This window comes from Serratia sp. HNCC26DJ244 (assembly GCF_057180565.1).
In genome coordinates this window covers 1-24,936 of the sequence record NZ_JBXUGO010000030.1, presented here as the reverse complement: position 1 = coordinate 24,936, position 24,936 = coordinate 1, and the positions used below count along the sequence as shown (strand labels likewise).

At 48.8% G+C, this 24,936-nt stretch carries 42 protein-coding genes; 6 read left to right on the top strand and 36 right to left on the bottom strand.

Going from position 1 to position 24,936, the window contains the following annotated elements; all coding sequences use genetic code 11:
* The first annotated feature begins 315 nt into the window (after positions 1-315).
* Positions 316-858 (top strand): gamma carbonic anhydrase family protein, encoded by a 543-nt coding sequence (locus AC2A06_RS17555; protein ID WP_473196609.1) that lies wholly within the window; start codon positions 316-318, stop codon positions 856-858.
* Between the two features lie 35 nt (positions 859-893).
* On the opposite strand, the gene aroE is transcribed toward AC2A06_RS17555, so the two are convergent.
* From aroE to dprA, 5 genes are read right to left on the bottom strand one after another with little or no spacing between them, the layout of a single operon-like run.
* Positions 894-1,712: a shikimate dehydrogenase gene (gene aroE, locus AC2A06_RS17550; RefSeq protein WP_484381112.1), complete on the bottom strand. Its 819-nt coding sequence runs from the start codon at positions 1,710-1,712 to the stop codon at positions 894-896.
* 11 nt (positions 1,713-1,723) lie between these two features.
* The gene (gene tsaC, locus AC2A06_RS17545) at positions 1,724-2,293 is read right to left on the bottom strand and encodes an L-threonylcarbamoyladenylate synthase type 1 TsaC (RefSeq protein WP_473196607.1); all 570 of its coding nucleotides are present in this window, start codon (positions 2,291-2,293) and stop codon (positions 1,724-1,726) included.
* Positions 2,294-2,300: 7 nt separating this feature from the next.
* The gene (locus AC2A06_RS17540; protein WP_037385538.1) at positions 2,301-2,846 is read right to left on the bottom strand and encodes a DNA topoisomerase family protein; all 546 of its coding nucleotides are present in this window, start codon (positions 2,844-2,846) and stop codon (positions 2,301-2,303) included.
* 25 nt (positions 2,847-2,871) lie between these two features.
* The gene (locus tag AC2A06_RS17535; protein WP_484381111.1) at positions 2,872-3,345 is read right to left on the bottom strand and encodes a DUF494 family protein; all 474 of its coding nucleotides are present in this window, start codon (positions 3,343-3,345) and stop codon (positions 2,872-2,874) included.
* Positions 3,317-4,432, bottom strand: a complete 1,116-nt coding sequence (gene dprA, locus AC2A06_RS17530; RefSeq protein ID WP_023491755.1) for a DNA-protecting protein DprA — start codon at positions 4,430-4,432, stop codon at positions 3,317-3,319. The genes AC2A06_RS17535 and dprA overlap by 29 nt, the downstream gene beginning before the upstream one ends.
* Positions 4,433-4,564: 132 nt before the next feature.
* Between dprA and def the strand changes: the two genes are divergently transcribed.
* From def to mscL, 5 genes are all read left to right on the top strand, one after another.
* Complete coding sequence (def, locus tag AC2A06_RS17525; protein WP_473196604.1) at positions 4,565-5,071, top strand: peptide deformylase; 507 nt, start codon at positions 4,565-4,567, stop codon at positions 5,069-5,071.
* Between the two features lie 17 nt (positions 5,072-5,088).
* Entirely contained in the window at positions 5,089-6,042 is a 954-nt protein-coding gene (gene fmt, locus AC2A06_RS17520; RefSeq protein ID WP_484381110.1) for a methionyl-tRNA formyltransferase, read from the top strand.
* 186 nt (positions 6,043-6,228) lie between these two features.
* Complete coding sequence (gene rsmB / locus AC2A06_RS17515; RefSeq protein WP_484381109.1) at positions 6,229-7,518, top strand: 16S rRNA (cytosine(967)-C(5))-methyltransferase RsmB; 1,290 nt, start codon at positions 6,229-6,231, stop codon at positions 7,516-7,518.
* Positions 7,519-7,587: 69 nt separating this feature from the next.
* A complete protein-coding gene (gene trkA, locus AC2A06_RS17510; RefSeq protein ID WP_023491762.1) occupies positions 7,588-8,964 on the top strand; it encodes a Trk system potassium transporter TrkA in 1,377 nt (458 codons plus the stop codon).
* A gap of 126 nt (positions 8,965-9,090) precedes the next feature.
* Positions 9,091-9,501 carry a large-conductance mechanosensitive channel protein MscL gene (gene mscL, locus AC2A06_RS17505; protein ID WP_023491763.1) on the top strand — a complete coding sequence of 137 codons (411 nt, stop codon included), beginning with the start codon at positions 9,091-9,093 and terminating at the stop codon, positions 9,499-9,501.
* A gap of 22 nt (positions 9,502-9,523) precedes the next feature.
* Here mscL and AC2A06_RS17500 read toward each other — a convergent pair whose 3' ends face one another.
* From AC2A06_RS17500 to AC2A06_RS17350, 31 genes are all read right to left on the bottom strand, one after another.
* Positions 9,524-9,730, bottom strand: a complete 207-nt coding sequence (locus AC2A06_RS17500; protein WP_037385532.1) for an alternative ribosome-rescue factor A — start codon at positions 9,728-9,730, stop codon at positions 9,524-9,526.
* Positions 9,731-9,779: 49 nt separating this feature from the next.
* Positions 9,780-10,211 carry a Zn(2+)-responsive transcriptional regulator gene (gene zntR, locus AC2A06_RS17495; protein WP_023491833.1) on the bottom strand — a complete coding sequence of 144 codons (432 nt, stop codon included), beginning with the start codon at positions 10,209-10,211 and terminating at the stop codon, positions 9,780-9,782.
* A 175-nt stretch (positions 10,212-10,386) separates the two neighbouring features.
* Positions 10,387-10,776, bottom strand: coding sequence for a 50S ribosomal protein L17 (gene rplQ / locus AC2A06_RS17490; protein ID WP_023491834.1), 390 nt, complete (start codon positions 10,774-10,776; stop codon positions 10,387-10,389).
* Positions 10,777-10,816: 40 nt separating this feature from the next.
* Entirely contained in the window at positions 10,817-11,806 is a 990-nt protein-coding gene (locus AC2A06_RS17485) for a DNA-directed RNA polymerase subunit alpha (RefSeq protein WP_023491836.1), read from the bottom strand.
* 26 nt (positions 11,807-11,832) lie between these two features.
* A complete protein-coding gene (gene rpsD, locus AC2A06_RS17480; RefSeq protein WP_023491837.1) occupies positions 11,833-12,453 on the bottom strand; it encodes a 30S ribosomal protein S4 in 621 nt (206 codons plus the stop codon).
* Between the two features lie 33 nt (positions 12,454-12,486).
* Positions 12,487-12,876, bottom strand: a complete 390-nt coding sequence (gene rpsK / locus AC2A06_RS17475) for a 30S ribosomal protein S11 (protein WP_004929731.1) — start codon at positions 12,874-12,876, stop codon at positions 12,487-12,489.
* Between the two features lie 16 nt (positions 12,877-12,892).
* Positions 12,893-13,249, bottom strand: coding sequence for a 30S ribosomal protein S13 (gene rpsM, locus AC2A06_RS17470; protein WP_012147213.1), 357 nt, complete (start codon positions 13,247-13,249; stop codon positions 12,893-12,895).
* A 146-nt stretch (positions 13,250-13,395) separates the two neighbouring features.
* Positions 13,396-13,512 (bottom strand): 50S ribosomal protein L36, encoded by a 117-nt coding sequence (gene rpmJ, locus AC2A06_RS17465; RefSeq protein ID WP_002227352.1) that lies wholly within the window; start codon positions 13,510-13,512, stop codon positions 13,396-13,398.
* 33 nt (positions 13,513-13,545) lie between these two features.
* Positions 13,546-14,877, bottom strand: coding sequence for a preprotein translocase subunit SecY (secY, locus tag AC2A06_RS17460; protein WP_484381108.1), 1,332 nt, complete (start codon positions 14,875-14,877; stop codon positions 13,546-13,548).
* Positions 14,878-14,885: 8 nt separating this feature from the next.
* On the bottom strand, positions 14,886-15,320 hold the full coding sequence (gene rplO, locus AC2A06_RS17455) for a 50S ribosomal protein L15 (protein ID WP_023489880.1): 435 nt from the start codon (positions 15,318-15,320) through the stop codon (positions 14,886-14,888).
* Positions 15,321-15,323: 3 nt separating this feature from the next.
* A complete protein-coding gene (rpmD, locus tag AC2A06_RS17450) occupies positions 15,324-15,503 on the bottom strand; it encodes a 50S ribosomal protein L30 (RefSeq protein WP_004956161.1) in 180 nt (59 codons plus the stop codon).
* Between the two features lie 6 nt (positions 15,504-15,509).
* On the bottom strand, positions 15,510-16,010 hold the full coding sequence (rpsE, locus tag AC2A06_RS17445; protein WP_023489879.1) for a 30S ribosomal protein S5: 501 nt from the start codon (positions 16,008-16,010) through the stop codon (positions 15,510-15,512).
* A 14-nt stretch (positions 16,011-16,024) separates the two neighbouring features.
* On the bottom strand, positions 16,025-16,378 hold the full coding sequence (gene rplR / locus AC2A06_RS17440) for a 50S ribosomal protein L18 (protein ID WP_023489878.1): 354 nt from the start codon (positions 16,376-16,378) through the stop codon (positions 16,025-16,027).
* A gap of 9 nt (positions 16,379-16,387) precedes the next feature.
* Positions 16,388-16,921, bottom strand: coding sequence for a 50S ribosomal protein L6 (gene rplF / locus AC2A06_RS17435; protein WP_023489877.1), 534 nt, complete (start codon positions 16,919-16,921; stop codon positions 16,388-16,390).
* 14 nt (positions 16,922-16,935) lie between these two features.
* Positions 16,936-17,328, bottom strand: a complete 393-nt coding sequence (gene rpsH / locus AC2A06_RS17430; protein WP_023489876.1) for a 30S ribosomal protein S8 — start codon at positions 17,326-17,328, stop codon at positions 16,936-16,938.
* A 30-nt stretch (positions 17,329-17,358) separates the two neighbouring features.
* Positions 17,359-17,664, bottom strand: a complete 306-nt coding sequence (rpsN, locus tag AC2A06_RS17425; protein WP_023489875.1) for a 30S ribosomal protein S14 — start codon at positions 17,662-17,664, stop codon at positions 17,359-17,361.
* 14 nt (positions 17,665-17,678) lie between these two features.
* Positions 17,679-18,218, bottom strand: a complete 540-nt coding sequence (gene rplE, locus AC2A06_RS17420; protein WP_473196598.1) for a 50S ribosomal protein L5 — start codon at positions 18,216-18,218, stop codon at positions 17,679-17,681.
* Between the two features lie 14 nt (positions 18,219-18,232).
* The gene (rplX, locus tag AC2A06_RS17415; protein ID WP_023489873.1) at positions 18,233-18,547 is read right to left on the bottom strand and encodes a 50S ribosomal protein L24; all 315 of its coding nucleotides are present in this window, start codon (positions 18,545-18,547) and stop codon (positions 18,233-18,235) included.
* A gap of 10 nt (positions 18,548-18,557) precedes the next feature.
* Positions 18,558-18,929: a 50S ribosomal protein L14 gene (rplN, locus tag AC2A06_RS17410; protein WP_000613954.1), complete on the bottom strand. Its 372-nt coding sequence runs from the start codon at positions 18,927-18,929 to the stop codon at positions 18,558-18,560.
* Positions 18,930-19,095: 166 nt separating this feature from the next.
* Complete coding sequence (gene rpsQ / locus AC2A06_RS17405) at positions 19,096-19,350, bottom strand: 30S ribosomal protein S17 (RefSeq protein ID WP_023489872.1); 255 nt, start codon at positions 19,348-19,350, stop codon at positions 19,096-19,098.
* Positions 19,351-19,542, bottom strand: a complete 192-nt coding sequence (gene rpmC, locus AC2A06_RS17400) for a 50S ribosomal protein L29 (RefSeq protein ID WP_002218942.1) — start codon at positions 19,540-19,542, stop codon at positions 19,351-19,353.
* Positions 19,542-19,952: a 50S ribosomal protein L16 gene (gene rplP, locus AC2A06_RS17395; RefSeq protein WP_023489871.1), complete on the bottom strand. Its 411-nt coding sequence runs from the start codon at positions 19,950-19,952 to the stop codon at positions 19,542-19,544. Before rplP ends, rpmC begins: the two co-directional genes overlap by 1 nt.
* Before the next feature lie 13 nt (positions 19,953-19,965).
* On the bottom strand, positions 19,966-20,664 hold the full coding sequence (rpsC, locus tag AC2A06_RS17390) for a 30S ribosomal protein S3 (RefSeq protein WP_004956187.1): 699 nt from the start codon (positions 20,662-20,664) through the stop codon (positions 19,966-19,968).
* Positions 20,665-20,681: 17 nt separating this feature from the next.
* Positions 20,682-21,014 (bottom strand): 50S ribosomal protein L22, encoded by a 333-nt coding sequence (gene rplV, locus AC2A06_RS17385; protein WP_023489870.1) that lies wholly within the window; start codon positions 21,012-21,014, stop codon positions 20,682-20,684.
* Between the two features lie 14 nt (positions 21,015-21,028).
* Positions 21,029-21,307 carry a 30S ribosomal protein S19 gene (rpsS, locus tag AC2A06_RS17380; protein ID WP_004929772.1) on the bottom strand — a complete coding sequence of 93 codons (279 nt, stop codon included), beginning with the start codon at positions 21,305-21,307 and terminating at the stop codon, positions 21,029-21,031.
* A 14-nt stretch (positions 21,308-21,321) separates the two neighbouring features.
* Positions 21,322-22,146 (bottom strand): 50S ribosomal protein L2, encoded by an 825-nt coding sequence (rplB, locus tag AC2A06_RS17375; RefSeq protein WP_023489869.1) that lies wholly within the window; start codon positions 22,144-22,146, stop codon positions 21,322-21,324.
* Positions 22,147-22,164: 18 nt separating this feature from the next.
* Positions 22,165-22,467 (bottom strand): 50S ribosomal protein L23, encoded by a 303-nt coding sequence (gene rplW / locus AC2A06_RS17370; protein ID WP_023489868.1) that lies wholly within the window; start codon positions 22,465-22,467, stop codon positions 22,165-22,167.
* Positions 22,464-23,069 (bottom strand): 50S ribosomal protein L4, encoded by a 606-nt coding sequence (gene rplD, locus AC2A06_RS17365; protein WP_023489867.1) that lies wholly within the window; start codon positions 23,067-23,069, stop codon positions 22,464-22,466. Before rplD ends, rplW begins: the two co-directional genes overlap by 4 nt.
* Positions 23,070-23,079: 10 nt before the next feature.
* Positions 23,080-23,709, bottom strand: a complete 630-nt coding sequence (rplC, locus tag AC2A06_RS17360) for a 50S ribosomal protein L3 (RefSeq protein WP_023489866.1) — start codon at positions 23,707-23,709, stop codon at positions 23,080-23,082.
* A 32-nt stretch (positions 23,710-23,741) separates the two neighbouring features.
* A complete protein-coding gene (gene rpsJ, locus AC2A06_RS17355; protein ID WP_001181005.1) occupies positions 23,742-24,053 on the bottom strand; it encodes a 30S ribosomal protein S10 in 312 nt (103 codons plus the stop codon).
* Between the two features lie 462 nt (positions 24,054-24,515).
* Positions 24,516-24,936: EF-Tu C-terminal domain-related protein (locus AC2A06_RS17350; protein WP_484381082.1), on the bottom strand; the 421-nt coding region annotated here is incomplete at its 5' end.

Below are 24,936 nucleotides of genomic sequence, written 5' to 3'. Positions count from 1 at the left end.
TCAACTCGAGGTGGCGTATATTACGCTTCCTCATTTCAAAGAGGCCTGATTGCTCAAGTTATTCTCTGAGTATCACGTAAACTCTGTGAACCTGTTCACAAGTTTCCGTGTCGATGGAGGCGCATTATAGGGATCTTCGTTTTTTCCACAACCTGTTTTTAGATCTTTTTTTTCGAATGCGCGTTTTTACGTCATTTCGCGTGATTCTTACCCGAAAGACGCTGTTTTCCCACCGTTGATGTTGCAAGCTTGTTGTAATTTCACTACCAAAGTCTAGTATTTCCAGTAATTCCGAACCTGATGCGAGGCCTTAACATGACCAATGCTGTACGTGCTTATCTTCATTACACCCCTAACATTGGTCAGCGAGTCATGATCGATCCTTCCAGCGTGGTGATCGGTAACGTTGAACTCGCTGATGATGTTAGCATCTGGCCCTTGGTTGCTATTCGCGGCGATGTTAATGCAGTGAGAATTGGTGCTCGTAGTAATATCCAGGATGGCTGTGTGCTACATGTTACCCATCAGTCCACCCATAATCCCGCTGGGTATCCCCTACTGATTGGTGAGAATGTCACCGTAGGACACAAAGCGATACTGCACGGTTGTAACATTGGTAACCGCGTGCTGGTGGGAATGGGGGCAATCTTGCTCGACGGCGCAATAATAGAAGATGACGTGATGATCGGCGCAGGTAGTTTGGTCACTTCGGGAAATCGCCTTGAGAGTGGCTACCTATATGTAGGCAGCCCAGTACGGCAGGTAAGGAAATTAACGCCAGCGGAATTGGAAGGATTGCTCTACTCCGCCAATAATTATGTTCGCTGGAAGAATGAATACCTTGCCGAAAATAGCTGATTGTCATCGCCCCGCTTATCAGTGCGGGGCCATACTCACATCGCCAATTCTTTACGCAATTGCTTCAACACTGGCTCTATCTCCGGCATAACACCATGCCACAAAAAGAAAGCATGTGCAGCCTGCCCTACCAACATACCCAAACCATCCGCATACTGCTGAACACCCAATTGCTGAACCCAGGCCAGAAATGGCGTGCTCCCATGTTGGTAGAACATGTCATAACATCGGGTAGTACTCTTCACCATACTTTCTGGTAAAGCGGGGATCTCACCATTAATCCCTGATGCAGTCGCGTTAATAACCAGGTCAACATGCTGTTGTTCTAGCTGATCCATAGGCAGTGCGCTAACCGCCCCCAGATGTTGGAACTCTTTCATCAATTCCTGTGCACGACTAAAAGTACGATTAGTGAGTACAACCTGGCAGCCAAAAGCGAGTAACGGCAACATAACACCTCTTGCCGCGCCCCCTGCCCCAACCAGCAGCACACGATCACTGGGCTGGATCAATTGCTGCCGCTCAAGATCGGAGAGCAAACCGATGCCATCAGTATTATCCCCCAACAACTGACCACCAGGTAATACCTTAAGTGTATTCACCGCCCCTGCCACAGCGGCTCTTTCACTAAGTTCAGTGGCCACTTTATAGGCTCGCTCTTTAAAAGGTACGGTGACATTGGCTCCCTGGCCACCAGCAGCAATAAACTGCTGTAGAGTTCGTTCAAAATCCTCTAGCGGAACCAGGACCGCACCATAAGGGTGCTCGATCCCTGTTTGCTCAGCAAAGAGCGCATGAATGCGAGGGGATTTACTATGAGCAATCGGATTACCTAATACCGCAAACTTTTCCATACAAATAGCCTCTAGCCCTGACGGATCAACTGACCGGTCAGAACATCTCGAATTTCAGAAGGGTTCAACCGGCCACCTACATCACCCGCTAATACCGGAAAAGTGTCACCAAACTGCTGCCTCACTTCTATAACCGTGCGACACGGCGATTGGCCACTTAAGTTGGCGCTGGTTGAGACCAAAGGCTTACCAAACTGACGACAAAGCTGTTGTACCAACGGATGAGCGCTAACACGAACCGCCAGTGAATCAAATCGCCCTGTAAGGAGGCGTGGAGTTTGTTGTTTTGCCGGGACCACCCAGGTCACTGGTCCGGGCCAACTGGCAAACATCATGGCACGCTGCCGCTCACCCAACACGTTGTCATCAATATACGGTGTGAGTTGTGTATAGTCTGCGGCGATCAGGATCAGGCCCTTTTCCCACGGACGTTGTTTCAATGCCAGTAAGGTCTTCACTGCATACTCACTATCAGGGTCACATCCCAAACCGAATACCGCCTCTGTTGGATAAGCGATAACCTGCTGGTTTTGCAATGCAGTCATAATAGGAGCGAATAAGGAAATCTGTTCTGGGTTCATGAGATGATTATTCTGTGAGTGCGACGGGTTTTCCACAGCGTTTACTGGCACAGTAAAGCATCAAGCCTTTTGCTGTGTGCTTTTCCATCAGTAACGGGTAGTGGCAATAAGCACACTCACCAGCAACAGGTTTAAAATTTAGCGCAAACTGGCAGTCTGGATAACGGTCACAAGAATGAAACACTTTGCCATAGCGGGACTTGCGTTGCAGCAGTTTACCCTGTCCACATTGGGGACAAGGGATACTGGTTTCATCAGGTTTGTCGATAACTTCAGTATGAGTGCACTCAGGGTAACGACTACAACCAATAAACATCCCATAGCGCCCCTGGCGTAGTACCAAGGTCGCCTGACACTTCGGGCATTCTTGGCCCTCCAGCACTTTAACAATATGCCCATCTGCCTGCGCTTTTAACGGCCGGATATATTGGCATGTGGGATATTGAGAACAACCAAGAAAGGGGCCGTGACGACCACTACGGATCACCAATTCGGCCCCACATTCAGGACAAGGTTCATTTTGCCTGGTGGCAAAAATCGCGTTTTTTGTCATAACTTCTTCTATGCTTGTTAGCTGCTCAGTGCAGGTAACCTTCGTTGACTTCAAACAACAGCTCTTCCATCTGCTGATAAGCGCTTTCATACCCGGGGATATTAAACAACACCATCAGCACGACCCATTTCAGATCTTCGAGATCGAACTCCGTATTATCCAAGGCCATAACACGATCGATAACCATTTCACGGGTTTCGAGGTTCAATACCTGTATTTGTTCCAAAAACAGGAGAAAACCGCGGCAACTGGCATCTAAAGGCCCCCCTTCTTCTTCAGTGTAGATCCGCATCGCAAGTGGATCCGCACCCATAAAATAAGGTGCATTCTCTCCCTCCTGGAGGTCTGCAAGTTTCTCCAACCAATTCAACGCATTATAGATATCATTCCGGTCAAATCCTGCCTCGGCAAGATCATTCGTCAAGGTATCCTGATCAACCTGCATCTCAGGCTCATTGTGTATATAAGTTTCAAACAAATACATGAGTACGTCGAACATGGTCAGCCCTCCTTATTCGGACATAACCGCCGGGTACAGCTGCGATCCACCCTGCTAACTCCAGATCGAGTAACTTGACTACCACCTCTGGCACAGGTTGGCCGGCACGTGCAGCGACGACGTCAACAGGTGTTACCTCATCTCCTACGTTAGCCAACACATCAGCAAATGGCAATTCAACTTGTGCTGCTAATAAAGAAATAGTTGTATTTTCTCTTAAAGGCAACCAATGCAGGCCGCTGCGAAGCTGTTCTATTATATCCTTCGGACTGGTCACCAAACTGGCTCCTTGCTGGATCAAGCAATGTGTTCCCTCACTCATTGGATTACCTAGCGCCCCGGGCAGAGCAAATACCTCGCGCCCTTGCTCCAGAGCATAACGGGCTGTAATCAGCGATCCGCTCCGCAATGAAGCCTCGATAACCACTACCCCCATACTCAGCCCACTGATAATCCGATTGCGACGCGGGAAATGAGCAGGCAACGGTAAATCCGTCACCAAATACTCGGAAATCACCGCCCCGCCTTGTTCAATGATTTGTTCTGCCAAGCGGTGGTGGCGGCGTGGGTAGATATTTTCCAAGCCGCTCCCCAACACAGCAACAGTTACCCCTTGTGCTGCCAACGCTGCACGATGACAGATACCATCAATGCCTATCGCTAACCCGCTGGTGACCGCAAACCCTCCCTGCACCAAGCCAGAAGCAAAATAAGCCCCCCAATGTTCACCATAATGGCTGAATTGCCGACTACCCACCATGGCAACCTGCGGTAATTGCAACGCAGTAAGATTCCCCTTCACTAACAATAATAGCGGTGCATTATCGATATGTACCAGAGACTCAGGAAAGTCGGCCTCACCATAGCGCAACATCTGATTTCCCGGCACTTCCAGCCATTTAAGTGTGCTATCAAGATATTGGGCATGCTGGAACTGTTTGCGCTGTTTTTCATTCAGCCCCAATGCCCTTAGCAGTGGGTAAGGATCCCCCCCTTCAGCGACCAACTGATTTATCATATGGCTAGCCAGTGGCGCACTGATCCCTGTCACTGCATACATGCGTAAACCAATCTCTTCTGGCTGCATCAGGCATTTCCTTACTCAAATTGAAGCATTACCAATTCATGCAATTGGTTCAGGATGCTGTCAATCAGGTCAGGAAATGTCTAGAATGGAAACTAATCTCTCGTTATCACTCGGATACAGATCTAAAGATATATGTCAGTCTTGCAGGTATTACATTTCCCAGATGAGCGGCTGCGCAAAGTTGCAGCCCCAGTAAAAGAAGTCAATGCAGATATCCAACGTATCGTGGATGATATGTTTGAAACCATGCGCGCAGAAGAAGGCATTGGCCTGGCTGCGACACAAGTGGATATTCATCAACGTATTATTGTCATTGACGTTTCTGAGAACCACGATCAACCGCTGGTGTTGATCAACCCGGAGTTGCTGGAAAAAAGTGGTGAAACCGGTATTGAAGAAGGCTGTCTTTCCGTTCCTGAACATCGTGCTTTGGTGCCACGTGCGGAGAAAATTACAGTCCGGGCACTTGACCGTGAAGGGCGACCTTTTACGCTAGAGGCCGATGATCTGTTGGCTATCTGTATCCAACACGAAATGGATCATCTGGTTGGCAAGCTCTTTGTCGATTACCTTTCGCCCTTGAAACGCCAACGCATCCGTCAGAAACTGGAAAAAATGGCCAAGCTTAATGCTCGCTAGCCGATCAGGAAACCAACGTGTCTGATTCTTTAAAAGTTATTTTTGCCGGTACCCCAGACTTTGCAGCGCGTCATCTCGATGCGCTGTTGTCGTCTGAGCATCAGATTGTCGGTGTATTCACTCAACCTGACCGCCCCGCAGGACGGGGAAATAAGCTGACACCTAGCCCGGTCAAGATACTGGCTGAACAACACCAAATCCCTGTTTTTCAGCCTAACTCGCTGCGTCCGCAAGAAAATCAACATCTGGTTGCTTCTCTTGATGCAGACGTTATGGTTGTGGTTGCCTATGGTCTGATCCTGCCCAAAGCCGTGCTGGAAATGCCACGTCTGGGGTGCATCAATGTCCATGGTTCTCTGCTTCCCTATTGGCGGGGGGCGGCTCCGATCCAACGCGCATTATGGGCTGGTGACAAAGAAACCGGCATAACAATCATGCAGATGGATGTCGGTCTTGATACTGGCGATATCATGCAAAAAATCCATTGTCCGATCGAAGCCACCGATACCAGTGCTACCTTGTATGACAAACTCGCCATGCTAGGCCCACAAGGGCTGCTCACTACCTTACAACAATTGGTTGCTGGTACAGTAAAGCGCGAAGTGCAAGATGATGCGTTAGCCACCTATGCTGAAAAGCTGAGTAAAGAAGAGGCCCGTCTCGATTGGCATCTGTCTGCCGTACAACTGGAACGCTGCATTCGCGCATTCAACCCCTGGCCGGTCAGCTATTTCATTATCGAAGATCAGCCGGTAAAAGTCTGGCAAGCCAACGTGTTAGCGGAAACAACCAACGTGGAGCCAGGCACTATCGTGTGTGCCGACAAGCAAGGTATTCAGGTGGCCACCGCAGAAGGTATTTTGAACCTGACGCAGTTGCAACCCGCTGGTAAAAAACCGATGTCAGCACAGGATTTACTGAATTCGCGCCGCGAATGGTTTACACCAGGTAAACTACTATACACTAAATAATTCGAGTTGCAGGAAGGCGGCAACGCAGAGAATCCCCAGGAGCTTACACGGGTAAGTGACTGGGGTGAGCGAGGAAAGCCAACACACATGCAACTTGAAGTATGACGAGTATATAAGTACTCCCATTGCTCGGCGACCACGTCGAGCTGTTTCTTTCCTAATGCCGACCATTATCAGCTTCAGCCTATGAAAAACAATTACAATCTCCGAAGCATTGCCGCCAAAGCCATCGGCCAGGTTCTGGACCAAGGGCAATCACTCAGTACTGTTCTGCCTGAATTGCAAAAGAATATTGCTGACAAAGATCGTGCGTTGCTACAGGAGTTCTGTTTTGGAACATTGCGCATGTTGCCACAACTCGAATGGTGCATTCAGCAACTGATGGCAAAACCGCTGCTTGGCAAACAACGGATATTGCACTATTTACTGATGGTGGGTATTTATCAGCTGTTATATACCCGTATTCCACCCCATGCCGTGTTGGCGGAAACCGTTGAAGGGGCTGTCGCGTTGAAACGCCCCCAGTTGAAAGGCCTGATTAACGGTGTACTACGTCAGTTTCAACGCCAACAGGAAGCGTTGTTAGCCCGCGCTGCCAACAATGACAGCCGTTATCTGCACCCAAGTTGGTTGCTAAAACGTATCCAGCAAGCCTATCCAACACAGTGGCAACAGATTATTGATGCCAATAATCAAAAACCCCCCATGTGGCTACGCGTAAACCGCCTGCATCATAAGCGCGAAGATTATCTGCAGTTGATGCAACAAGCTGGTATTGCCGCTATTCCACATAAAACGTATCACGATGCAATACGGTTACCGACACCTTGTTCAGTTACGGATTTACCGGGTTTTACCGAGGGTTGGGTGACCGTGCAAGATGCTTCTGCTCAAGGATGTATTGATCTGCTTGACCCACAGGATGGCGAACATATTCTCGACCTTTGTGCCGCTCCCGGTGGCAAAACCACGCATATTCTGGAAGCTGCCCCTAAAGCTCATGTTATGGCGGTCGATATTGATGAACAACGCTTAAGCCGGGTAAAAGAAAACCTACAGCGTCTGCGCCAAAATGCCGAAGTTAGGCAAGGGGATGGCCGAATGCCGCAACAATGGTGCGGTAGTCAACAGTTTGACCGTATTCTGTTAGACGCCCCTTGTTCTGCCACTGGCGTCATACGTCGCCATCCAGATATCAAATGGTTACGCCGTGATAGTGATATCGCAGAGTTGACCACATTACAAAGCGAAATTCTTAACGCCATCTGGCCGCACCTCAAATCAGGGGGAACCCTGGTTTATGCGACCTGCTCTATTCTGCCACCAGAAAACTGTGAACAGATTGCGGCATTCCTGCAATGCCATAACGATGCCAAGTTGGTTGATACTGGTGATGTTCAATCACCTGGTCAGCAGAATCTTCCCCATCCTGAAGATGGTGATGGTTTCTTTTACGCTAAGTTGATTAAAATATAATTGTCTAGAGAAGGCTTCCGAGCTTTCTAACTATCGGCTACGGCCGTTGCAAATCGAGTAGAGAATTCGATGAAAATAATTATTCTTGGTGCAGGTCAGGTCGGTGGAACACTGGCAGAAAATCTGGTTGGCGAAAATAACGATATCACTGTGGTTGATAGCGATGGAGGTCGTCTGCGCCAATTGCAGGACAAATTTGACTTACGTGTTGTCCAAGGGCACGGTTCTCATCCGCGAGTGTTACGCGAAGCAGGAGCGGAGGATGCTGACATGCTGGTTGCGGTCACTAACTCTGATGAAACCAATATGGTTGCCTGCCAGATTGCCTATTCGCTGTTTAATACCCCAAAGCGTATCGCACGCATCCGCTCACCAGACTATATTCGTGAATCCGAAAAGTTATTCCAACCAGAAGCGGTGCCCATTGATCACCTAATTTCACCAGAGCAACTGGTGATTGATTATATCTATAAATTGATCGAATTCCCCGGCGCCTTACAAGTGGTCAATTTTGCCGAGGGTAAGGTCAGTATCGCCGCAGTAAAAGCGTATTATGGTGGCCCACTGGTCGGTAATGCTCTCTCTTCAATGCGTGAACATATGCCACATATTGATACACGTGTCGCAGCCATCTTTCGTCAAGACAGACCCATCCGTCCCCAAGACTCTACGGTTATTGAAGCCGGCGATGAAGTCTTCTTCGTTACCGCTACACAGAATATCCGCGCGGTAATGAGCGAACTACAACGGCTCGAAAAGCCTTACAAACGCATTATGATCGTGGGTGGTGGCAACGTAGGTGCAGGGTTAGCACAACGGTTGGAGAAAACCTATAGCGTAAAACTAATTGAGCGCAACCAACAGCGTGCAGCCGATCTGGCGGAGCAACTACACGACACTATTGTGTTTTATGGTGACGCTTCCGATCAGGAACTACTGATTGAAGAACATGTTGAGCAGATGGATGTCTTTATTGCCATCACCAACGATGATGAAGCCAATATCATGTCTGCCATGCTAGCCAAACGCATGGGGGCCAAAAAGGTCATGGTATTGATCCAGCGCCGTGCCTATGTCGATTTAATGCAGGGCAGTGACATTGATATCGCAATTTCACCGCAGCAAGCGACCATCTCCGCTCTGTTAGGGCATGTCCGTAAAGCCGACATCATCAGCGTATCATTATTACATCGCGGGGTTGCCGAGGCTATCGAAGCTATCGCACATGGCGATGAGAATACCTCCAAGGTCGTTGGCCGCATGGTAGAAGATATTAAATTGCCACCGGGAACCACGATTGGTGCCATCGTACGCGGTGATGATGTCATTATTGCCAACAGCAATAATAGAATTCAGCAAGGTGATCACGTCATTATGTTTATCACCGATAAAAAGTTTGTGCCTGACGTCGAGCGCCTGTTTCAGCCAAGCCCGTTCTTCCTGTAAACCAATGACGCGAGTCCTGATGGCCAATTTCTTAAAGGCAATATGACCATCGGGGAATACCGATAAGCCAGCAGCTTATGACGATGGGTATATACTTAGTTTATTAACTTACTAGGGGGTACTCAGATGGGCATGTTAAAGGAGTTCCGCGAGTTTGCCATGCGTGGCAATGTCGTCGATTTAGCCGTTGGTGTGATTATTGGTGCCGCGTTTGGTCGGGTCGTCTCTTCACTGGTTGCTGATATCGTTATGCCACCATTGGGTTTATTGATCGGAGGGGTTGATTTTAAACAGTTCCACTTGGTGTTGCGTGAGGCCGAGGGAAACATCCCTGCTGTGGTGATGAACTATGGTGCTTTTCTACAGAATATTTTTGATTTCATCATTGTCGCTTTTGCTATCTTTATGATCATCAAGCTAATGAACAAATTACGCAGCAAAGAAGATGAAAAGCAAACAGCCCCGCCAGCACCAACGGCAGAAGAGACTCTGTTGACAGAAATTCGTGACCTGCTCAAGCAACAATCCAAACAATAGTTATCTTGCAATGTGGGTTGGCTTAGAACCAGAAAACCAGTGGTAAATCGTCTAAGAACAACTTACCACTGGTCTCCCGGCACTCACCTTTAGCATGTTTAGCTTTACGCCGATAACTCCCTTTTCCTTTACTATTTTTTTCAACCCGCTGACGAAAAAGAGGGTCATGTAGCAATGCCACAATAGCATTGTCCTGTATCTGGCCTTTGGTATGCCGATATTTAGTCATAATATTCTCCAATGGTTTGTAACGATAAATTGGCTGCTATAAAAAATGTTCAAATCGCAGGACTTAATTTGTCTTCACGTGCTCCATGCTCCAGTGCCTCCAAAATAGAACAATAATTGCTACTATGAGCACTGCCACAGCAAGCATCACTGAGTCGTTTAAGTGAGTCACGCATTCGCGTTAATTCTGTCAATTTGTCCTCGACCTCTTGCAAGCGTGCATCAACAATAGATTTAGACTCTTTGCAGGTATGATGCTCAGGATCGACACGGATCGATAACAGCTCCGCTATCGTTCCTAGCGTAAAGCCTAATTGTTTGGCATAACGAATAAAACGCAAGCGCTGTAAATCCTGAGTACTATACAGCCGATATCCCCCTTCTGTACGCTCATTATGCTCCATCATGCCTTGTTTTTCATAATAGCGTACCGTATCAGGTGTGACATCGGCAAGTTTAGCCAATTGACCGATTTTGAACATCACAACCCTCCTCGGAAGTCTATTTTCCATTAATCGCCTGTTGATACAGCCTATACAAAAATCTGTATTCATATCAGGATGAATATTAATCATACAGGATTTGGGAAATAACATTAGCCAAATCGCAGGCGTAAAAAAACCGGGCAAGCCCGGTTTTTTTACGCTCTGACAGATATTACTCTGCAGTTGCCACTTCTGCTTGAGACTCAGCACGATCAACCAGCTCGATGTATGCCATCGGCGCGTTGTCACCTGCGCGGAAGCCACACTTCAAAATGCGGGTATAACCACCTGCACGGCTCGCGAAACGCGGGCCTATCTCATTAAACAGTTTTGCCACGATCTCGTTATCACGAGTACGGGCGAATGCCAGACGACGATTAGCTACGCTGTCGGTCTTGGCAAGAGTAATCAGCGGCTCAACAACGCGACGCAGCTCTTTCGCTTTTGGCAGGGTCGTCTTGATGATTTCATGACGAACCAAAGAGCCGGCCATATTACGGAACATAGCCTGGCGATGGCTGCTGTTACGGTTCAGTTGACGACCACTCTTACGATGGCGCATGACCTTATCCTTCTCAGTAAAACCTTAACCTGTGATCCGGTTACTCGTCAGCAATGCTTGCCGGTGGCCAGTTTTCTAGGCGCATGCCCAGAGACAAACCACGGGAGGCTAGCACGTCTTTAATCTCAGTAAGAGATTTTTTACCCAGGTTAGGCGTTTTCAATAGCTCAACCTCGGTACGCTGTACCAGATCACCGATGTAGTGGATAGCTTCTGCCTTGAGGCAGTTAGCAGAGCGGACAGTCAATTCCAGATCGTCAACAGGGCGCAGCAGGATTGGATCGAACTCTGGCTTCTCTTCCTTCACTTCCGGCTGACGTACATCACGCAGGTCAACGAAAGCTTCCAGTTGTTCAGCCAAAATAGTAGCCGCACGGCGGATCGCCTCTTCAGGATCGATCGTGCCATTGGTTTCCATCTCGATTACCAGCTTGTCCAGATCGGTACGCTGTTCTACACGCGCTGCTTCAACATTGTAGGCAATACGCTCTACAGGGCTATAGCAAGCGTCAACCAACAGACGGCCAATTGGGCGCTCATCTTCTTCCGAATGAATTCGGGCAGAAGCCGGTACATAACCATGACCACGCCGAACTTTGATACGCATACTGATAGCAGCATTCTCATCAGTCAGGTGGCAAATAATGTACTGCGGCTTGACGATTTCAACATCACCATCATGGGTGATGTCGGCAGCGGTCACAGGGCCAATGCCAGACTTATTCAGGGTAAGAATAACTTCATCTTTGCCTTGAACTCTCACCGCCAGCCCTTTCAGGTTGAGCAAGATCTCCAGGATATCTTCCTGTACGCCTTCTTTGGTGCTGTACTCATGCAGTACACCATCAATCTCAACCTCGGTCACCGCGCAACCCGGCATAGATGAAAGCAGAATACGGCGCAGTGCATTGCCAAGAGTATGGCCAAAGCCACGCTCTAAAGGCTCAAGGGTCACCTTGGCGTGCGTCGAACTGATTTGCTCGATATCTACCAGGCGCGGTTTTAGAAACTCTGTCACAGAACCCTGCATTGTGTCCTCTCTTTGAAACTCAAGCCTTACTTGGAGTAAAGCTCGACGATCAGGTGTTCGTTAATGTCGGCGGAGAGATCAGTACGTTCAGGAATACGTTTGAACACACCTTCCATCTTCGCAGCATCAACTTCCAGCCAAGTTGGCTTTTCACGCTGCTCAGCCAGCTCCAGAGAAGCCTTAACACGAGACTGCTTTTTAGCTTTCTCGCGGATGCTGACTACGTCATTCGGAGATACCTGATAAGAAGCGATGTTAACAACGCGACCATTTACCATAACCGCCTTGTGGCTAACCAGTTGGCGTGCTTCTGCACGGGTAGCGCCAAAGCCCATACGGTAAACTACGTTGTCCAAACGACCTTCCAGAAGGGTCAACAGGTTTTCACCGGTATTACCTTTCAGGCGAGTTGCTGTTTTGTAATAGTTCCGGAACTGACGTTCCAAAACACCATACATACGGCGAACTTTTTGTTTCTCACGTAACTGCACACCATAGTCTGATAGACGCGGTTTACGCGCACCATGTTGACCTGGTGGTTGCTCAAGTTTGCACTTTGAATCGATCGCGCGAACGCCAGACTTCAGGAACAGGTCTGTGCCCTCGCGGCGGCTAAGCTTGAGCTTAGGACCCAAATATCTTGCCATTTTCTTTCTCCAACAATCCGAAAAGCAGGGGCGTTATACGCGACGCTTTTTCGGCGGACGACAACCGTTATGAGGGATCGGAGTCACATCAGTAATATTAGTGATGCGGAAACCAGCCGCGTTAAGAGCGCGGATAGTAGACTCACGACCAGGACCAGGTCCTTTAACCATAACTTCCAGGTTCTTGATACCGTATTCTTTTACTGCGTCAGCACAACGTTCTGCTGCAACCTGAGCTGCAAACGGCGTTGACTTACGTGAACCACGGAAACCGGAACCACCGGCAGTTGCCCAACCCAAAGCATTACCCTGACGATCGGTAATAGTCACAATGGTGTTGTTGAAAGAAGCATGGATATGAGCCACGCCGTCAGAGACTTGTTTTCTTACACGTTTACGTGTACGAACAGGTGCCTTTGCCATTATTCAATCACCCCGATTATTTCTTGATCGGTTTACGCGGACCCTTACGGGTACGTGCGTTAGTCTTGGTACGCTGACCGCGTACTGGCAGACCACGACGATGGCGTAAACCACGGTATGTACCAAGATCCATCAGACGCTTGATGCTCAGGGTAACTTCACGACGCAAATCACCTTCAACAGTGAATTTTGCAACCGCTTCACGCAGTTGTTCAATTTGCTCTTCAGACAGCTCACTGATCTTAACATGTTCGGCAATACCCGTAGATGCACAGATAGACTGTGAACGAGTTTTACCAATTCCGAAAATCGACGTTAAGGCGATAACGGTATGTTTATGATCAGGAATGTTAATGCCTGCTATACGGGCCACTATGCACTCCTATTTATTTTTACGGCAACACCATTCTGAAAAGCCCGTTTTCAGGATACTCAAATAATGTTGCAGCTACATACAAAAGATTGGCTGGCTAATCTAGCCAGCTCAACCCAACTTTGCAAGAAAAATATGCGAGATAATCAGCCTTGACGCTGTTTATGCTTCGGCTCGGCACTACAAATTACACGAACGACACCGTTACGCTTAACGATTTTGCAGTTACGACATAATTTCTTGACGGAAGCACGAACTTTCATTTTTACTCTCCGTAACTTCTCAAACGCACCTGACTAGCGGCCATAGCCTTTCAGGTTTGCTTTCTTTAATGCAGACTCATACTGACTTGACATCATCAGAGTTTGCACTTGAGCCATAAAGTCCATGATGACGACAACAACAATCAGTAACGAGGTACCACCAAAGTAGAATGGTACTTTCATTGCATCACGCATGAACTCCGGGATCAGGCAGATAAAAGTAATGTACATTGCGCCAATTAACGTTAAGCGCGTCATTACCTTATCAATATACTTAGCCGTTTGCTCTCCCGGACGAATTCCTGGTACGAAGGCACCGGACTTCTTCAGGTTATCTGCTGTTTCTCTTGGGTTGAAGACCAACGCCGTATAGAAGAAACAGAAGAAGATGATTGCAGACGCATAGAGTAACACATAAAGCGGTTGTCCAGGCTGCAAATAGAACGAAATCGTTGTCAGCCAGTTCCAACCTGTGCTGCCCCCAAACCATGATGCAATCGTGGCTGGGAACAGAATAATACTGGAAGCAAAGATAGCAGGAATAACACCAGCCATATTCACTTTCAGTGGTAAATGTGTACTCTGTGCTGCGTAAACACGACGACCTTGTTGACGCTTCGCGTAGTTAACAACGATACGACGTTGACCGCGCTCCATGAAAACAACGAAGAAGGTTACTGCAAACACTAACACTGCAACCAACAGCAACAGGAGGAAGTGCAGATCACCTTGCCGAGCTTGCTCAATAGTATGGCCAATTGCTGGTGGAAGACCCGCTACAATACCCGCGAAGATAATGATCGAGATACCGTTACCGATACCACGTTCAGTTATCTGCTCACCTAGCCACATCAGGAACATTGTCCCGGTCACCAGGCTCACAACCGCAGTAAAGTAGAACGCAAAACCTGGGTTTATCACCAGGCCTTGCATCCCAGGCATATTCGGCAAACCAGTAGCAATACCGATCGACTGGAATATGGCCAATACCAGCGTACCGTAACGGGTATACTGGCTAATCTTGCGACGACCAGCTTCCCCTTCCTTTTTGATTTCTGCCAACGTTGGGTGAACCACCGTTAACAGCTGGATAATAATCGATGCCGAGATATACGGCATGATACCCAGAGCAAAAATAGAAGCACGGCTGAGAGCACCACCAGAGAACATGTTAAACATTTCAATGATGGTGCCTCTTTGCTGCTCAAGCAATTTGGCAAGCACAGTGGCATCGATACCAGGAATCGGGATGAAAGAGCCGATACGGAAGACGATCAGTGCGCCGATAACAAACAAAAGTCTGCGCTTGAGCTCACCGATCCCACCTTTAGCACTTTGAAAATCTAATCCTGGTTGCTTGGCCATTAGCTCACTTATTCCTCAATTTTGCCGCCAGCAGCTTCGATAGCAGCACGAGCGCCTTTGGTAACACGCAAACCACGCAGGGTAACCGGACGAGCGATTTCGCCTGAAAGCATAACTTTCGCGAATTCGATCTGGATACCAACAACGTTAGCGGCTTTCAGCGCGTTCAGGTCGATTACGTCGCCTTCAATCAGAGCCAGTTCAGACAGACGAACTTCTGCCGTGATCATAGCTTTGCGAGAGGTGAAGCCAAACTTCGGCAAACGACGATATAAAGGCATCTGACCACCTTCGAAACCGCGACGTACGCCACCGCCAGAACGAGACTTCTGACCTTTGTGACCACGGCCGCCGGTTTTACCCAGGCCAGAACCAATACCACGACCTACACGCTTCGGCGCATGCTTGGCACCTTCAGCCGGAGACAGAGTATTTAAACGCATCTGTTACTCCTCAACCTTAACCATGTAGGAAACCAGATTGATCATACCACGAACAGCAGGAGTATCCTCGCGCTCTACGGTGTGACCAATACGACGCAGACCCAGGCCGAGCAATGTAGCTTTATGCTTCGGCAGACGGCCAATGGAGCTGCGAACTTGTGTAACTTTGATAGTCTTAGCCATGGTCAATTACCCCAGAATGTCTGCAACGGATTTACCACGCTTGGCAGCGACCATTTCAGGAGACTTCATACTTTCCAAAGCATCGATAGTTGCACGAACCACGTTAATCGGGTTAGTGGAACCATAAGCTTTAGCCAATACGTTGTGCACCCCAGCAACTTCGAGAACAGCGCGCATTGCACCACCCGCGATGATACCGGTACCTTCGTGAGCTGGCTGCATAAACACACGAGACCCAGTGTGAGCACCTTTAACAGGGTGCTGCAGGGTGCCGCTGTTAAGCGCGACGTTCATCATGTTGCGACGGGCTTTTTCCATCGCTTTCTGGATCGCTGCTGGAACTTCGCGTGCTTTGCCGTAGCCAAAACCAACGCGACCGTTACCATCACCAACAACTGTCAGTGCGGTAAAGCTGAAAATACGGCCACCTTTTACGGTTTTAGATACGCGGTTTACCGCGATCAGCTTTTCCTGCAGTTCGCCAGCTTGTTTTTCGATGTGAGCCATCTTAAACCTCTTCCTTAGAACTGAAGGCCAGCTTCACGGGCAGCATCTGCCAGTGCCTGGACTCGACCATGATATTGGAAACCGGAACGGTCAAAGGATACTTTCGCAATGCCTTTTTCCAACGCGCGCTCAGCAATAGCTTTACCTACAGCCGCTGCGGCGTCTTTATTTCCGGAATATTTTACTTGCTCAGTGATAACTTTTTCTACTGTAGAAGCAGCTACCAGTACTTCAGAACCATTGGGAGCAATAACCTGTGCGTAAATATGACGCGGGGTACGATGTACCACCAGGCGGGTTGCACCCAGTTCTTTGAGCTTACGGCGTGCGCGGGTCGCACGACGGATACGAGCAGATTTCTTATCCATAGTGTTACCTTACTTCTTCTTAGCCTCTTTGGTACGCACGACTTCGTCGGCGTAACGGACACCCTTGCCTTTATAGGGCTCAGGACGGCGGTAGGCACGCAGATCTGCAGCAACCTGGCCAATAATCTGCTTATCAGCGCCTTTCAGCACGATTTCAGTTTGGCTTGGGCATTCAGCAGTAATACCTGCTGGCAGCTGATGATCGACCGGGTGAGAGAAGCCTAAGGCTAAATTCACCACATTGCCTTTAACAGCAGCACGATAACCAACACCTACCAATTGAAGCTTCTTGGTGAAGCCTTCGGTAACACCGATAACCATTGCGTTCAACAGAGCGCGCGTGGTACCCGCTTGGGCCCATGCATCGGCAAAACCTTCGCGCGGAGCGAAAGTCAGTGCGTTAGCTTCTTGCTTAACGATAACAGCGTCATGGACTGTACGAGTCAGCTCGCCGTTCTTACCCTTTATCGAAATAACCTGACCGTTGAGTTTTACCTCTACGCCGGCAGGAATGACGACGGGTGCTTTTGCAACACGAGACATTCTTTCCTCCCGAATTAAGCTACGTAGCAGATAATCTCGCCACCAAGACCAGCTTGGCGAGCTGCACGATCGGTCATAACACCTTTAGAGGTAGAAACAACAGCGATACCCAAACCGGCCATAACTTTTGGCAGCTCATCTTTTTTCTTATAGATGCGCAGACCTGGACGGCTGATACGTTGAATGCTCTCTACCACTGCCTTACCCTGGAAGTACTTAAGTACCAGTTCCAGAACAGGCTTGGCATCACCTTCGACTTTAAAATCTTCAATAAAACCTTCTTCCTTCAGCACGTTGGCAATCGCCACTTTCAGCTTGGAGGAAGGCATGGTGACCGCAACTTTGTTCGCGGCTTGACCGTTACGGATACGGGTCAGCATATCCGCGATCGGATCTTGCATGCTCATCTGTCTTTACTCCCGTGATTCAATTGGTAATTACCAGCTAGCCTTTTTCAAGCCTGGTACTTCACCGCGCATAGCGGCTTCACGCAACTTGATACGGCTCAACCCGAATTTGCCCACATAACCATGTGGACGGCCAGTTTGGCGGCAGCGTTTGCGCTGACGAGACGGGCTTGAATCACGCGGCAGAGTCTGCAGCTTGAGAACAGCATCCCAACGATCTTCATCGGATGAGTTCACACTAGAAATAATAGCTTTCAATTCCGCACGTTTAGCGCGGTATTTATCAGCCAGTTTTACGCGAACGACTTCGCGTGCTTTCATTGATTGCTTTGCCATAAGTCAACTCTGCCTTACTTGCGGAAAGGGAAGTTAAAAGCAGCCAACAGCGCGCGGCCTTCATCATCAGATTTCGCAGTAGTGGTAATGGTAATATCCAAACCACGAACGCGGTCGACTTTGTCATAGTCGATTTCTGGGAAGATGATTTGCTCACGCACACCCATGCTGTAGTTACCACGACCATCGAATGACTTAGCGGATAAACCACGGAAGTCACGGATACGTGGAACAGCAATGGAAATCAGACGCTCAAAGAACTCCCACATGCGTTCGCCACGCAGAGTTACTTTACAGCCGATCGGATAGCCCTGGCGGATTTTGAAGCCTGCAACAGATTTGCGTGCTTTGGTGATCAACGGCTTTTGACCGGAGATTGCTGTCAAGTCAGCTGCTGCATTATCCAGCAGTTTCTTGTCAGCGATCGCTTCACCAACACCCATATTCAGGGTGATCTTCTCGACCCGAGGGACTTGCATGACAGAGTTGTAATCAAACTGAGACATCAGTTGTTTGACTACCTCGTCTTTATAGAAATCATGCAGTTTCGCCATCGTCATACTCCAAATTACTTGATAGTTTCGCTGTTTGATTTGAAGAAACGGACTTTTTTGCCGTCTTCGAATCTAAAGCCTACACGGTCAGCCTTGCCAGTAGCCGCGTTGAACAGTGCAATGTTAGAAATTTGAATAGCTGCTTCTTTTTCTACAATGCCACCTGGTTGGTTCAGAGCCGGTACAGGCTTCTGATGTTTCTTAACCAGGTTGATACCTTCAACAATGACCTTACTAGCAGACAGGACATTTTTTACTTTCCCGCGCTTACCTTTATCTTTGCCGGTAAGCACGACAACTTCGTCATCGCGACGGATTTTCGCTGCCATGGTTCGCTCCTTAGAGTACTTCTGGTGCCAGAGAGATAATTTTCATGAACTTCTCATTACGCAGTTCACGAGTTACCGGCCCAAAAATACGCGTACCGATGGGTTGCTCACTGTTATTGTTTAAAATAACGCATGCATTACCATCGAAGCGAATGACAGAACCGTCCGGGCGACGTACACCCTTCTTGGTGCGCACCACTACCGCTTTCAGCACATCGCCTTTCTTCACCTTACCGCGAGGAATTGCTTCCTTGATGGTAATTTTGATGATGTCGCCGACGCCTGCGTAGCGACGGTGCGAGCCACCTAGAACCTTGATACACATTACGCGACGTGCACCGGAGTTGTCGGCCACGTTCAGCATAGTCTGTTCTTGGATCATGTTAGTGCTCCGCTAATGTCAACTACAACTTTAGGACCTATTAACAGGTCGTTTAAAAGCCCCATACCTGAGGGCGCAGCATTATAACACCGCTTCCAAAAGTTGGGTAGAAAAAATAAACGGCCCATTTTCCGAGCCGTTTATTCAGTTAGAGCCAGCTACTCTATTACAGAATCGCTTTCTCTACAACGCGAACCAACGTCCATGACTTAGTCTTGGACAGTGGGCGGCATTCGCGGATTTCAACCACGTCACCGATACCACACTCGTTGTTCTCGTCATGTACGTGTAGCTTAGTCGTACGCTTGATGAATTTCCCGTAGATTGGGTGCTTCACCGTACGCTCGATAGCAACAACGATGGATTTCTCCATTTTATCACTAACAACACGACCTTGCAGAGTACGGATAATATCAGTCATTTACGCACCCGCCTTTTCAGTCAATAAAGTCTTCACACGTGCGACATTACGACGCACTTGTTTCAACAGGTGAGTTTGTTGCAGTTGGCCACTCGCCGCCTGCATGCGCAAGTTAAATTGCTCACGCAGCAGGTTGAGCAGCTCAGTGTTTAACTCTTCAACACTCTTTTCACGCAGCTCTTGTGCTTTCATTACATCACCGTCTTAGTTACAAAGGTGGTTTTGATAGGCAGTTTCGCTGCTGCCAGCTTGAATGCTTCACGGGCAATTTCTTCCGGTACACCGTCCATCTCGTACAGGACTTTACCAGGCTGGATCAGGGCAACCCAATACTCCACGTTACCCTTACCTTTACCCATACGCACTTCAAGCGGCTTCTCGGTGATCGGTTTATCCGGGAATACACGGATCCAGATCTTGCCTTGACGCTTAACTGCACGAGTCATTGCACGACGAGCTGCTTCGATTTGACGAGCAGTCAGACGGCCACGGCCAACAGCTTTCAGACCGAAAGTGCCGAAGCTAACATCCGTACCTTGTGCCAGACCACGGTTGCGGCCCTTGTGCATCTTACGGAATTTTGTACGCTTTGGTTGTAACATTCAGCGACTCTCCTTACTTGCGGCCTTTACGCTGCTGCTTTTTAGGTTGAGCAGCCGGTTCAGGTTGTTCAACTGCAGCCATACCACCCAGGATCTCACCTTTGAAGATCCATACCTTAACGCCGATTACACCATAAGTGGTGTGCGCTTCAGAGGTGTTGTAATCGATATCCGCACGCAGGGTATGCAACGGAACACGACCTTCACGGTACCATTCAGTACGCGCGATTTCAGCACCGCCAAGGCGGCCGCTTACTTCAACTTTGATACCTTTAGCGCCAAGACGCATGGCGTTTTGTACAGCACGCTTCATTGCACGACGGAACATAACACGACGTTCCAGCTGTGAAGTGATGCTGTCAGCAACCAATTTTGCGTCCAGTTCCGGTTTACGGACTTCGGCGATATTGATTTGCGCAGGAACGCCAGCGATATCCGCTACGACCTTACGCAGTTTTTCGACATCTTCACCTTTCTTGCCGATAACGATGCCTGGACGAGCAGTGTGAATAGTCACACGGATGCTCTTCGCAGGACGCTCGATAACGATGCGAGAAACGGAAGCTTTCGCCAATTCTTTAGTCAGGAATTGGCGAACTTTAAAGTCGCTGTCCAGGTTGTCAGCGAATTCTTTGGTATTCGCATACCAGGTAGAGTTCCAAGGTTTGACAATACCCAGGCGAATACCATTAGGATGTACTTTCTGACCCATTGCTAATCTCCAGAGTCTCAGCGATCGGACACAACCACAGTAATGTGGCTGGTGCGCTTCAGGATGCGATCTGCACGACCTTTTGCACGCGGCATAATACGCTTCATGCTTGGGCCTTCATCAACGAAGATTTTCGTGACTTTCAGATCATCAATGTCGGCGCCATCGTTGTGCTCTGCGTTAGCAATAGCAGACTCTAGCACTTTCTTAACCAATACAGCCGCTTTCTTGTTGGTGTAGGTCAGTGTATCCAGAGCTTGCGACACTTTCTTACCGCGAATCAGGTCTGCCACCAGGCGAACCTTCTGAGCAGAAGAACGAGCGTGGCGATGTTTAGCGATAGTTTCCATCTCTTCCTCCTACCTTAGCGCTTTTTGGCTTTTTTATCAGCCGCATGGCCGCGATAAGTACGAGTCGGCGCGAATTCACCCAGTTTGTGACCGACCATTTCATCGGAAACAAATACTGGTACGTGCTGACGACCATTATGGACAGCGATGGTCAAACCGATCATGTTAGGAAAGATCGTTGAACGACGGGACCAAGTGCGCAAAGGCTTCTTGTCACCGCTTTCCACCGCTTTCTCTACCTTCTTCAGCAAGTGCAGGTCAATAAAAGGACCTTTCTTGAGAGAACGTGGCATGGCTTATCCTCTAATTATTTTTTACTACGGCGACGTACGATGAACTTGTCAGTACGCTTGTTGCTACGGGTCTTCTTACCTTTGGTCTGAACGCCCCACGGTGTGACCGGGTGTTTACCAAAGTTACGACCTTCACCACCACCGTGTGGGTGATCGACTGGGTTCATCGCCGTACCGCGAACGGTAGGACGAATACCACGCCAACGAGCAGCACCTGCTTTACCCAGGACGCGCAGCATATGTTCAGCGTTACCGACTTCACCCAAGGTGGCGCGGCAATCAACTGGAACTTTACGCATTTCGCCTGAACGCAGACGCAGAGTCACGTAGGAACCATCACGTGCAACGATCTGAACATAGGCACCCGCGGAACGAGCCAGTTGGCCGCCTTTACCGGGTTTCATTTCTACGTTATGAACCGTTGAACCTACTGGGATGTTACGCATCGGCAGAGTGTTACCTGCTTTGATTGCCACATCAACGCCAGATTGAATCTGGTCACCAGCTTTCAGCCCTTTCGGTGCCAGGATGTAACGACGCTCACCATCTTGGTACAGAACCAGCGCGATATTCGCGGAACGGTTCGGATCGTACTCCAGACGCTCAACGACTGCAGGAATACCGTCTTTGTTGCGCTTAAAGTCAACTAAACGATAATGCTGCTTATGGCCACCACCGATATGACGCGTAGTGATGCGACCATTATTGTTACGACCACCGGTCTTGCTGCTTTTTTCTAACAGCGGGGCAAAAGGCTTACCTTTATGCAACTCAGGGTTAACCACTTTGACGACGTGGCGACGGCCCGGAGATGTAGGTTTACATTTAACAATTGCCATTGTTCTTACTCCTCCGACTTACTCTGCGCCGCCCATGAAGTCCAGATTCTGGCCTTCTTTCAGGGTGACGTAAGCTTTTTTCCAGTCGCTACGACGACCAACACGCTGACCGTGACGCTTCACTTTGCCTTTAACCAGCAAGGTGTTTACGTCTTCGACTTCGACTTCAAACAGTTTCTGCACTGCAGCTTTAATTTCTGCTTTGGTCGCGTCTTTGGCAACTTTGAGAACGATGGTGTTGTTTTTCTCCATCGCAGTGGATGCTTTTTCAGATACGTGCGGTGCACGCAGCACTTTCAGCAAACGTTCTTCACGGATCATGCCAGCATCTCCTCAACTTGCTTCACAGCATCAGCAGTCATAACCACTTTGTCGAAGGCGATCAGGCTAACTGGGTCGATACCTGCTACATCGCGCACGTCAACCTTATACAGGTTACGAGCAGCCAGGAACAGATTCTCATCCAGTTCACCGGTTACGATCAGCACATCTTCCAGCGCCATATCTTTCAGTTTCTGTGCCAGCAACTTGGTTTTAGGTGCTTCTACAGAGAACTTCTCGACAACGATCAGACGATCTTGACGTACCAATTCGGACAGGATGCTTCTCAGCGCGCCGCGGTACATCTTCTTGTTTACTTTCTGACTGTGGTCTTGTGGCTTTGCAGCGAAGGTCACACCACCGGAACGCCAGATCGGGCTCTTGACAGAACCTGAACGCGCACGGCCAGTACCTTTCTGGCGCCACGGTTTTTTACCGGAACCAGTCACTTCAGCACGGGTCTTCTGAGCACGAGTACCTTGACGGGCACCTGCTGCATAAGCAACAACAACCTGGTGTACCAGCGCTTCGTTGAAATCACGACCGAAGGTAGTTTCGGAAACAGTCAGCGCGCTTTGCGCGTCTTTCAATGCTAATTCCATTGCTATCCCCTTACGCCTTCACAGCTGGTTTAACGATCAGGTTGCCACCGGTTGCGCCCGGAACAGCACCTTTAACCAGCAGCAGGTTACGCTCAGCGTCAACACGTACTACGTCCAGGCTTTGAACAGTCACACGCTCATCACCCAGGTGGCCAGCCATTTTCTTGCCTTTGAACACTTTGCCCGGAGTCTGGTTCTGACCGATAGAACCCGGAACGCGGTGAGACAAGGAGTTACCGTGGGTAGCGTCTTGGGTACGGAAGTTCCAGCGCTTTACAGTGCCAGCAAAACCTTTACCTTTTGAAGTCCCGGTAACATCGACTTTTTTGACATCAGCAAAAATTTCTACGCTGATATCTTGACCTGCAGCGAACTCTTCACCTTCTGCAAGGCGGAATTCCCACAGACCACGGCCAGCTTCAACGCCAGCTTTAGCGAAATGGCCCGCTTCCGGTTTGGTCACACGGTTAGCTTTTTTGCTACCAGTAGTGACTTGGATGGCACGGTAGCCGTCGCTCGCCAGGTCTTTAACCTGAGTCACGCGGTTCGCTTCAATTTCAATTACGGTTACTGGGATAGAAACGCCATCTTCAGTGAAGATGCGGGTCATGCCCAATTTTTTACCGACTAAACCAATCATTGTTTCAACCTCTCAATCGCTCAATGACCTGATTAACCCAGGCTGATCTGCACGTCTACACCGGCAGCCAGATCCAGACGCATCAGAGCATCAACGGTTTTCTCAGTTGGCTCAACGATGTCAACCAGACGCTTGTGAGTGCGAATCTCGTACTGATCACGCGCATCTTTATTAACGTGCGGAGAAATCAGAACGGTAAAGCGCTCTTTGCGAGTTGGCAGCGGGATCGGACCACGAACTTGCGCACCAGTGCGCTTAGCAGTCTCGACGATTTCCGCAGTTGATTGATCGATCAGACGATGATCAAACGCTTTCAGGCGGATACGGATTCTTTGGTTCTGCATGAGACCAGAGCTCCAATTATTTATAAACGTAAATAATTACTCCTCGCACCCATTTCGATTGATGGGGGAGTGTAATCGTCAACATATAACCCCCATATCGGGAGTATTGTTCGAGAGGCAAAACGAACTTGCCAGTCGACTGATTCGCTAAAATCAGGCCACCAAGATCAGGTAGGCCCGCGCATTATACGCAAAACAGGGTAAGAAGCAAGCCAAGGATGAAATATAACCACAGGAAAAACCATGGTGACTTATCGCTAACATAATGAAAGGTGCTATACCCACGTCAATCAAACTGCAGGAGCGCAATAATCTGTTGTGTGGGTAATGGCTCTATCTGCTACTGCGGCCTAATTTATGCAATCAAGGCTGAGTCATGATCTTTATTGATAGTTAAAAAAAATCATAAAAAAAGGGCACCTGGATAAGTGCCCTATTCAACTACTTAAAAATTATCTGCAATTAAGCGATAACTTTAGCAACAACACCTGCACCAACGGTACGGCCACCTTCACGGATTGCAAAACGCAAACCGTCATCCATCGCGATTGGGTGGATCAAGGTCACTTTCATGTTCACGTTGTCACCTGGCATCACCATCTCCACGCCTTCTGGCAGTTCGATGGTACCGGTTACGTCAGTTGTACGGAAGTAGAACTGTGGACGGTAACCTTTGAAGAATGGGGTATGACGACCACCTTCTTCTTTGCTCAGGATATACACTTCTGAATCGAACTGAGTGTGTGGCTTGATTGAGCCTGGCTTGGCCAGAACCTGACCACGCTCGATATCTTCACGCTTGATACCACGCAGCAGAACACCTACGTTCTCACCAGCACGACCTTCGTCCAGCAGTTTGCGGAACATTTCAACACCGGTACAA

Bases quoted from the DNA above. Each gene is read 5' to 3' on its own strand.
- trkA (WP_023491762.1), top strand. From the start codon at position 7,588: ATGAAAATAATTATTCTTGGTGCAGGTCAGGTCGGTGGAACACTGGCA.
- rplN (WP_000613954.1), bottom strand. From the start codon at position 18,929: ATGATCCAAGAACAGACTATGCTGAACGTGGCCGACAACTCCGGTGCA.
- rplR (WP_023489878.1), bottom strand. From the start codon at position 16,378: ATGGATAAGAAATCTGCTCGTATCCGTCGTGCGACCCGCGCACGCCGT.
- secY (WP_484381108.1), bottom strand. From the start codon at position 14,877: ATGGCCAAGCAACCAGGATTAGATTTTCAAAGTGCTAAAGGTGGGATC.
- rplB (WP_023489869.1), bottom strand. From the start codon at position 22,146: ATGGCAATTGTTAAATGTAAACCTACATCTCCGGGCCGTCGCCACGTC.
- rpsH (WP_023489876.1), bottom strand. From the start codon at position 17,328: ATGAGCATGCAAGATCCGATCGCGGATATGCTGACCCGTATCCGTAAC.
- rplO (WP_023489880.1), bottom strand. From the start codon at position 15,320: ATGCGTTTAAATACTCTGTCTCCGGCTGAAGGTGCCAAGCATGCGCCG.
- rpsS (WP_004929772.1), bottom strand. From the start codon at position 21,307: ATGCCACGTTCTCTCAAGAAAGGTCCTTTTATTGACCTGCACTTGCTG.
- rplD (WP_023489867.1), bottom strand. From the start codon at position 23,069: ATGGAATTAGCATTGAAAGACGCGCAAAGCGCGCTGACTGTTTCCGAA.
- rplF (WP_023489877.1), bottom strand. From the start codon at position 16,921: ATGTCTCGTGTTGCAAAAGCACCCGTCGTCATTCCTGCCGGCGTAGAG.
- rplE (WP_473196598.1), bottom strand. From the start codon at position 18,218: ATGGCGAAACTGCATGATTTCTATAAAGACGAGGTAGTCAAACAACTG.
- rpsN (WP_023489875.1), bottom strand. From the start codon at position 17,664: ATGGCAAAGCAATCAATGAAAGCACGCGAAGTCGTTCGCGTAAAACTG.
- rpmC (WP_002218942.1), bottom strand. From the start codon at position 19,542: ATGAAAGCACAAGAGCTGCGTGAAAAGAGTGTTGAAGAGTTAAACACT.
- rplV (WP_023489870.1), bottom strand. From the start codon at position 21,014: ATGGAAACTATCGCTAAACATCGCCACGCTCGTTCTTCTGCTCAGAAG.
- rplC (WP_023489866.1), bottom strand. From the start codon at position 23,709: ATGATTGGTTTAGTCGGTAAAAAATTGGGCATGACCCGCATCTTCACT.
- rpsQ (WP_023489872.1), bottom strand. From the start codon at position 19,350: ATGACTGATATTATCCGTACTCTGCAAGGTCGTGTTGTTAGTGATAAA.
- rpsD (WP_023491837.1), bottom strand. From the start codon at position 12,453: ATGGCAAGATATTTGGGTCCTAAGCTCAAGCTTAGCCGCCGCGAGGGC.
- AC2A06_RS17500 (WP_037385532.1), bottom strand. From the start codon at position 9,730: ATGACTAAATATCGGCATACCAAAGGCCAGATACAGGACAATGCTATT.
- rpmJ (WP_002227352.1), bottom strand. From the start codon at position 13,512: ATGAAAGTTCGTGCTTCCGTCAAGAAATTATGTCGTAACTGCAAAATC.
- rpsK (WP_004929731.1), bottom strand. From the start codon at position 12,876: ATGGCAAAGGCACCTGTTCGTACACGTAAACGTGTAAGAAAACAAGTC.
- rpsE (WP_023489879.1), bottom strand. From the start codon at position 16,010: ATGGCTCACATCGAAAAACAAGCTGGCGAACTGCAGGAAAAGCTGATC.
- rplW (WP_023489868.1), bottom strand. From the start codon at position 22,467: ATGATCCGTGAAGAACGTTTGCTGAAAGTGCTGCGTGCACCGCACGTA.
- rpsJ (WP_001181005.1), bottom strand. From the start codon at position 24,053: ATGCAGAACCAAAGAATCCGTATCCGCCTGAAAGCGTTTGATCATCGT.
- dprA (WP_023491755.1), bottom strand. From the start codon at position 4,432: ATGCAGCCAGAAGAGATTGGTTTACGCATGTATGCAGTGACAGGGATC.
- rpmD (WP_004956161.1), bottom strand. From the start codon at position 15,503: ATGGCTAAGACTATCAAAGTTACACAAGTTCGCAGCTCCATTGGCCGT.
- AC2A06_RS17535 (WP_484381111.1), bottom strand. From the start codon at position 3,345: ATGTTCGACGTACTCATGTATTTGTTTGAAACTTATATACACAATGAG.
- tsaC (WP_473196607.1), bottom strand. From the start codon at position 2,293: ATGAACCCAGAACAGATTTCCTTATTCGCTCCTATTATGACTGCATTG.
- rplQ (WP_023491834.1), bottom strand. From the start codon at position 10,776: ATGCGCCATCGTAAGAGTGGTCGTCAACTGAACCGTAACAGCAGCCAT.
- zntR (WP_023491833.1), bottom strand. From the start codon at position 10,211: ATGTTCAAAATCGGTCAATTGGCTAAACTTGCCGATGTCACACCTGAT.
- def (WP_473196604.1), top strand. From the start codon at position 4,565: ATGTCAGTCTTGCAGGTATTACATTTCCCAGATGAGCGGCTGCGCAAA.
- rplX (WP_023489873.1), bottom strand. From the start codon at position 18,547: ATGGCAGCGAAAATCCGTCGCGATGACGAAGTTGTCGTGCTTACCGGC.
- AC2A06_RS17555 (WP_473196609.1), top strand. From the start codon at position 316: ATGACCAATGCTGTACGTGCTTATCTTCATTACACCCCTAACATTGGT.
- aroE (WP_484381112.1), bottom strand. From the start codon at position 1,712: ATGGAAAAGTTTGCGGTATTAGGTAATCCGATTGCTCATAGTAAATCC.
- mscL (WP_023491763.1), top strand. From the start codon at position 9,091: ATGGGCATGTTAAAGGAGTTCCGCGAGTTTGCCATGCGTGGCAATGTC.
- rpsC (WP_004956187.1), bottom strand. From the start codon at position 20,664: ATGGGTCAGAAAGTACATCCTAATGGTATTCGCCTGGGTATTGTCAAA.
- AC2A06_RS17540 (WP_037385538.1), bottom strand. From the start codon at position 2,846: ATGACAAAAAACGCGATTTTTGCCACCAGGCAAAATGAACCTTGTCCT.
- AC2A06_RS17485 (WP_023491836.1), bottom strand. From the start codon at position 11,806: ATGCAGGGTTCTGTGACAGAGTTTCTAAAACCGCGCCTGGTAGATATC.
- rsmB (WP_484381109.1), top strand. From the start codon at position 6,229: ATGAAAAACAATTACAATCTCCGAAGCATTGCCGCCAAAGCCATCGGC.
- rplP (WP_023489871.1), bottom strand. From the start codon at position 19,952: ATGTTACAACCAAAGCGTACAAAATTCCGTAAGATGCACAAGGGCCGC.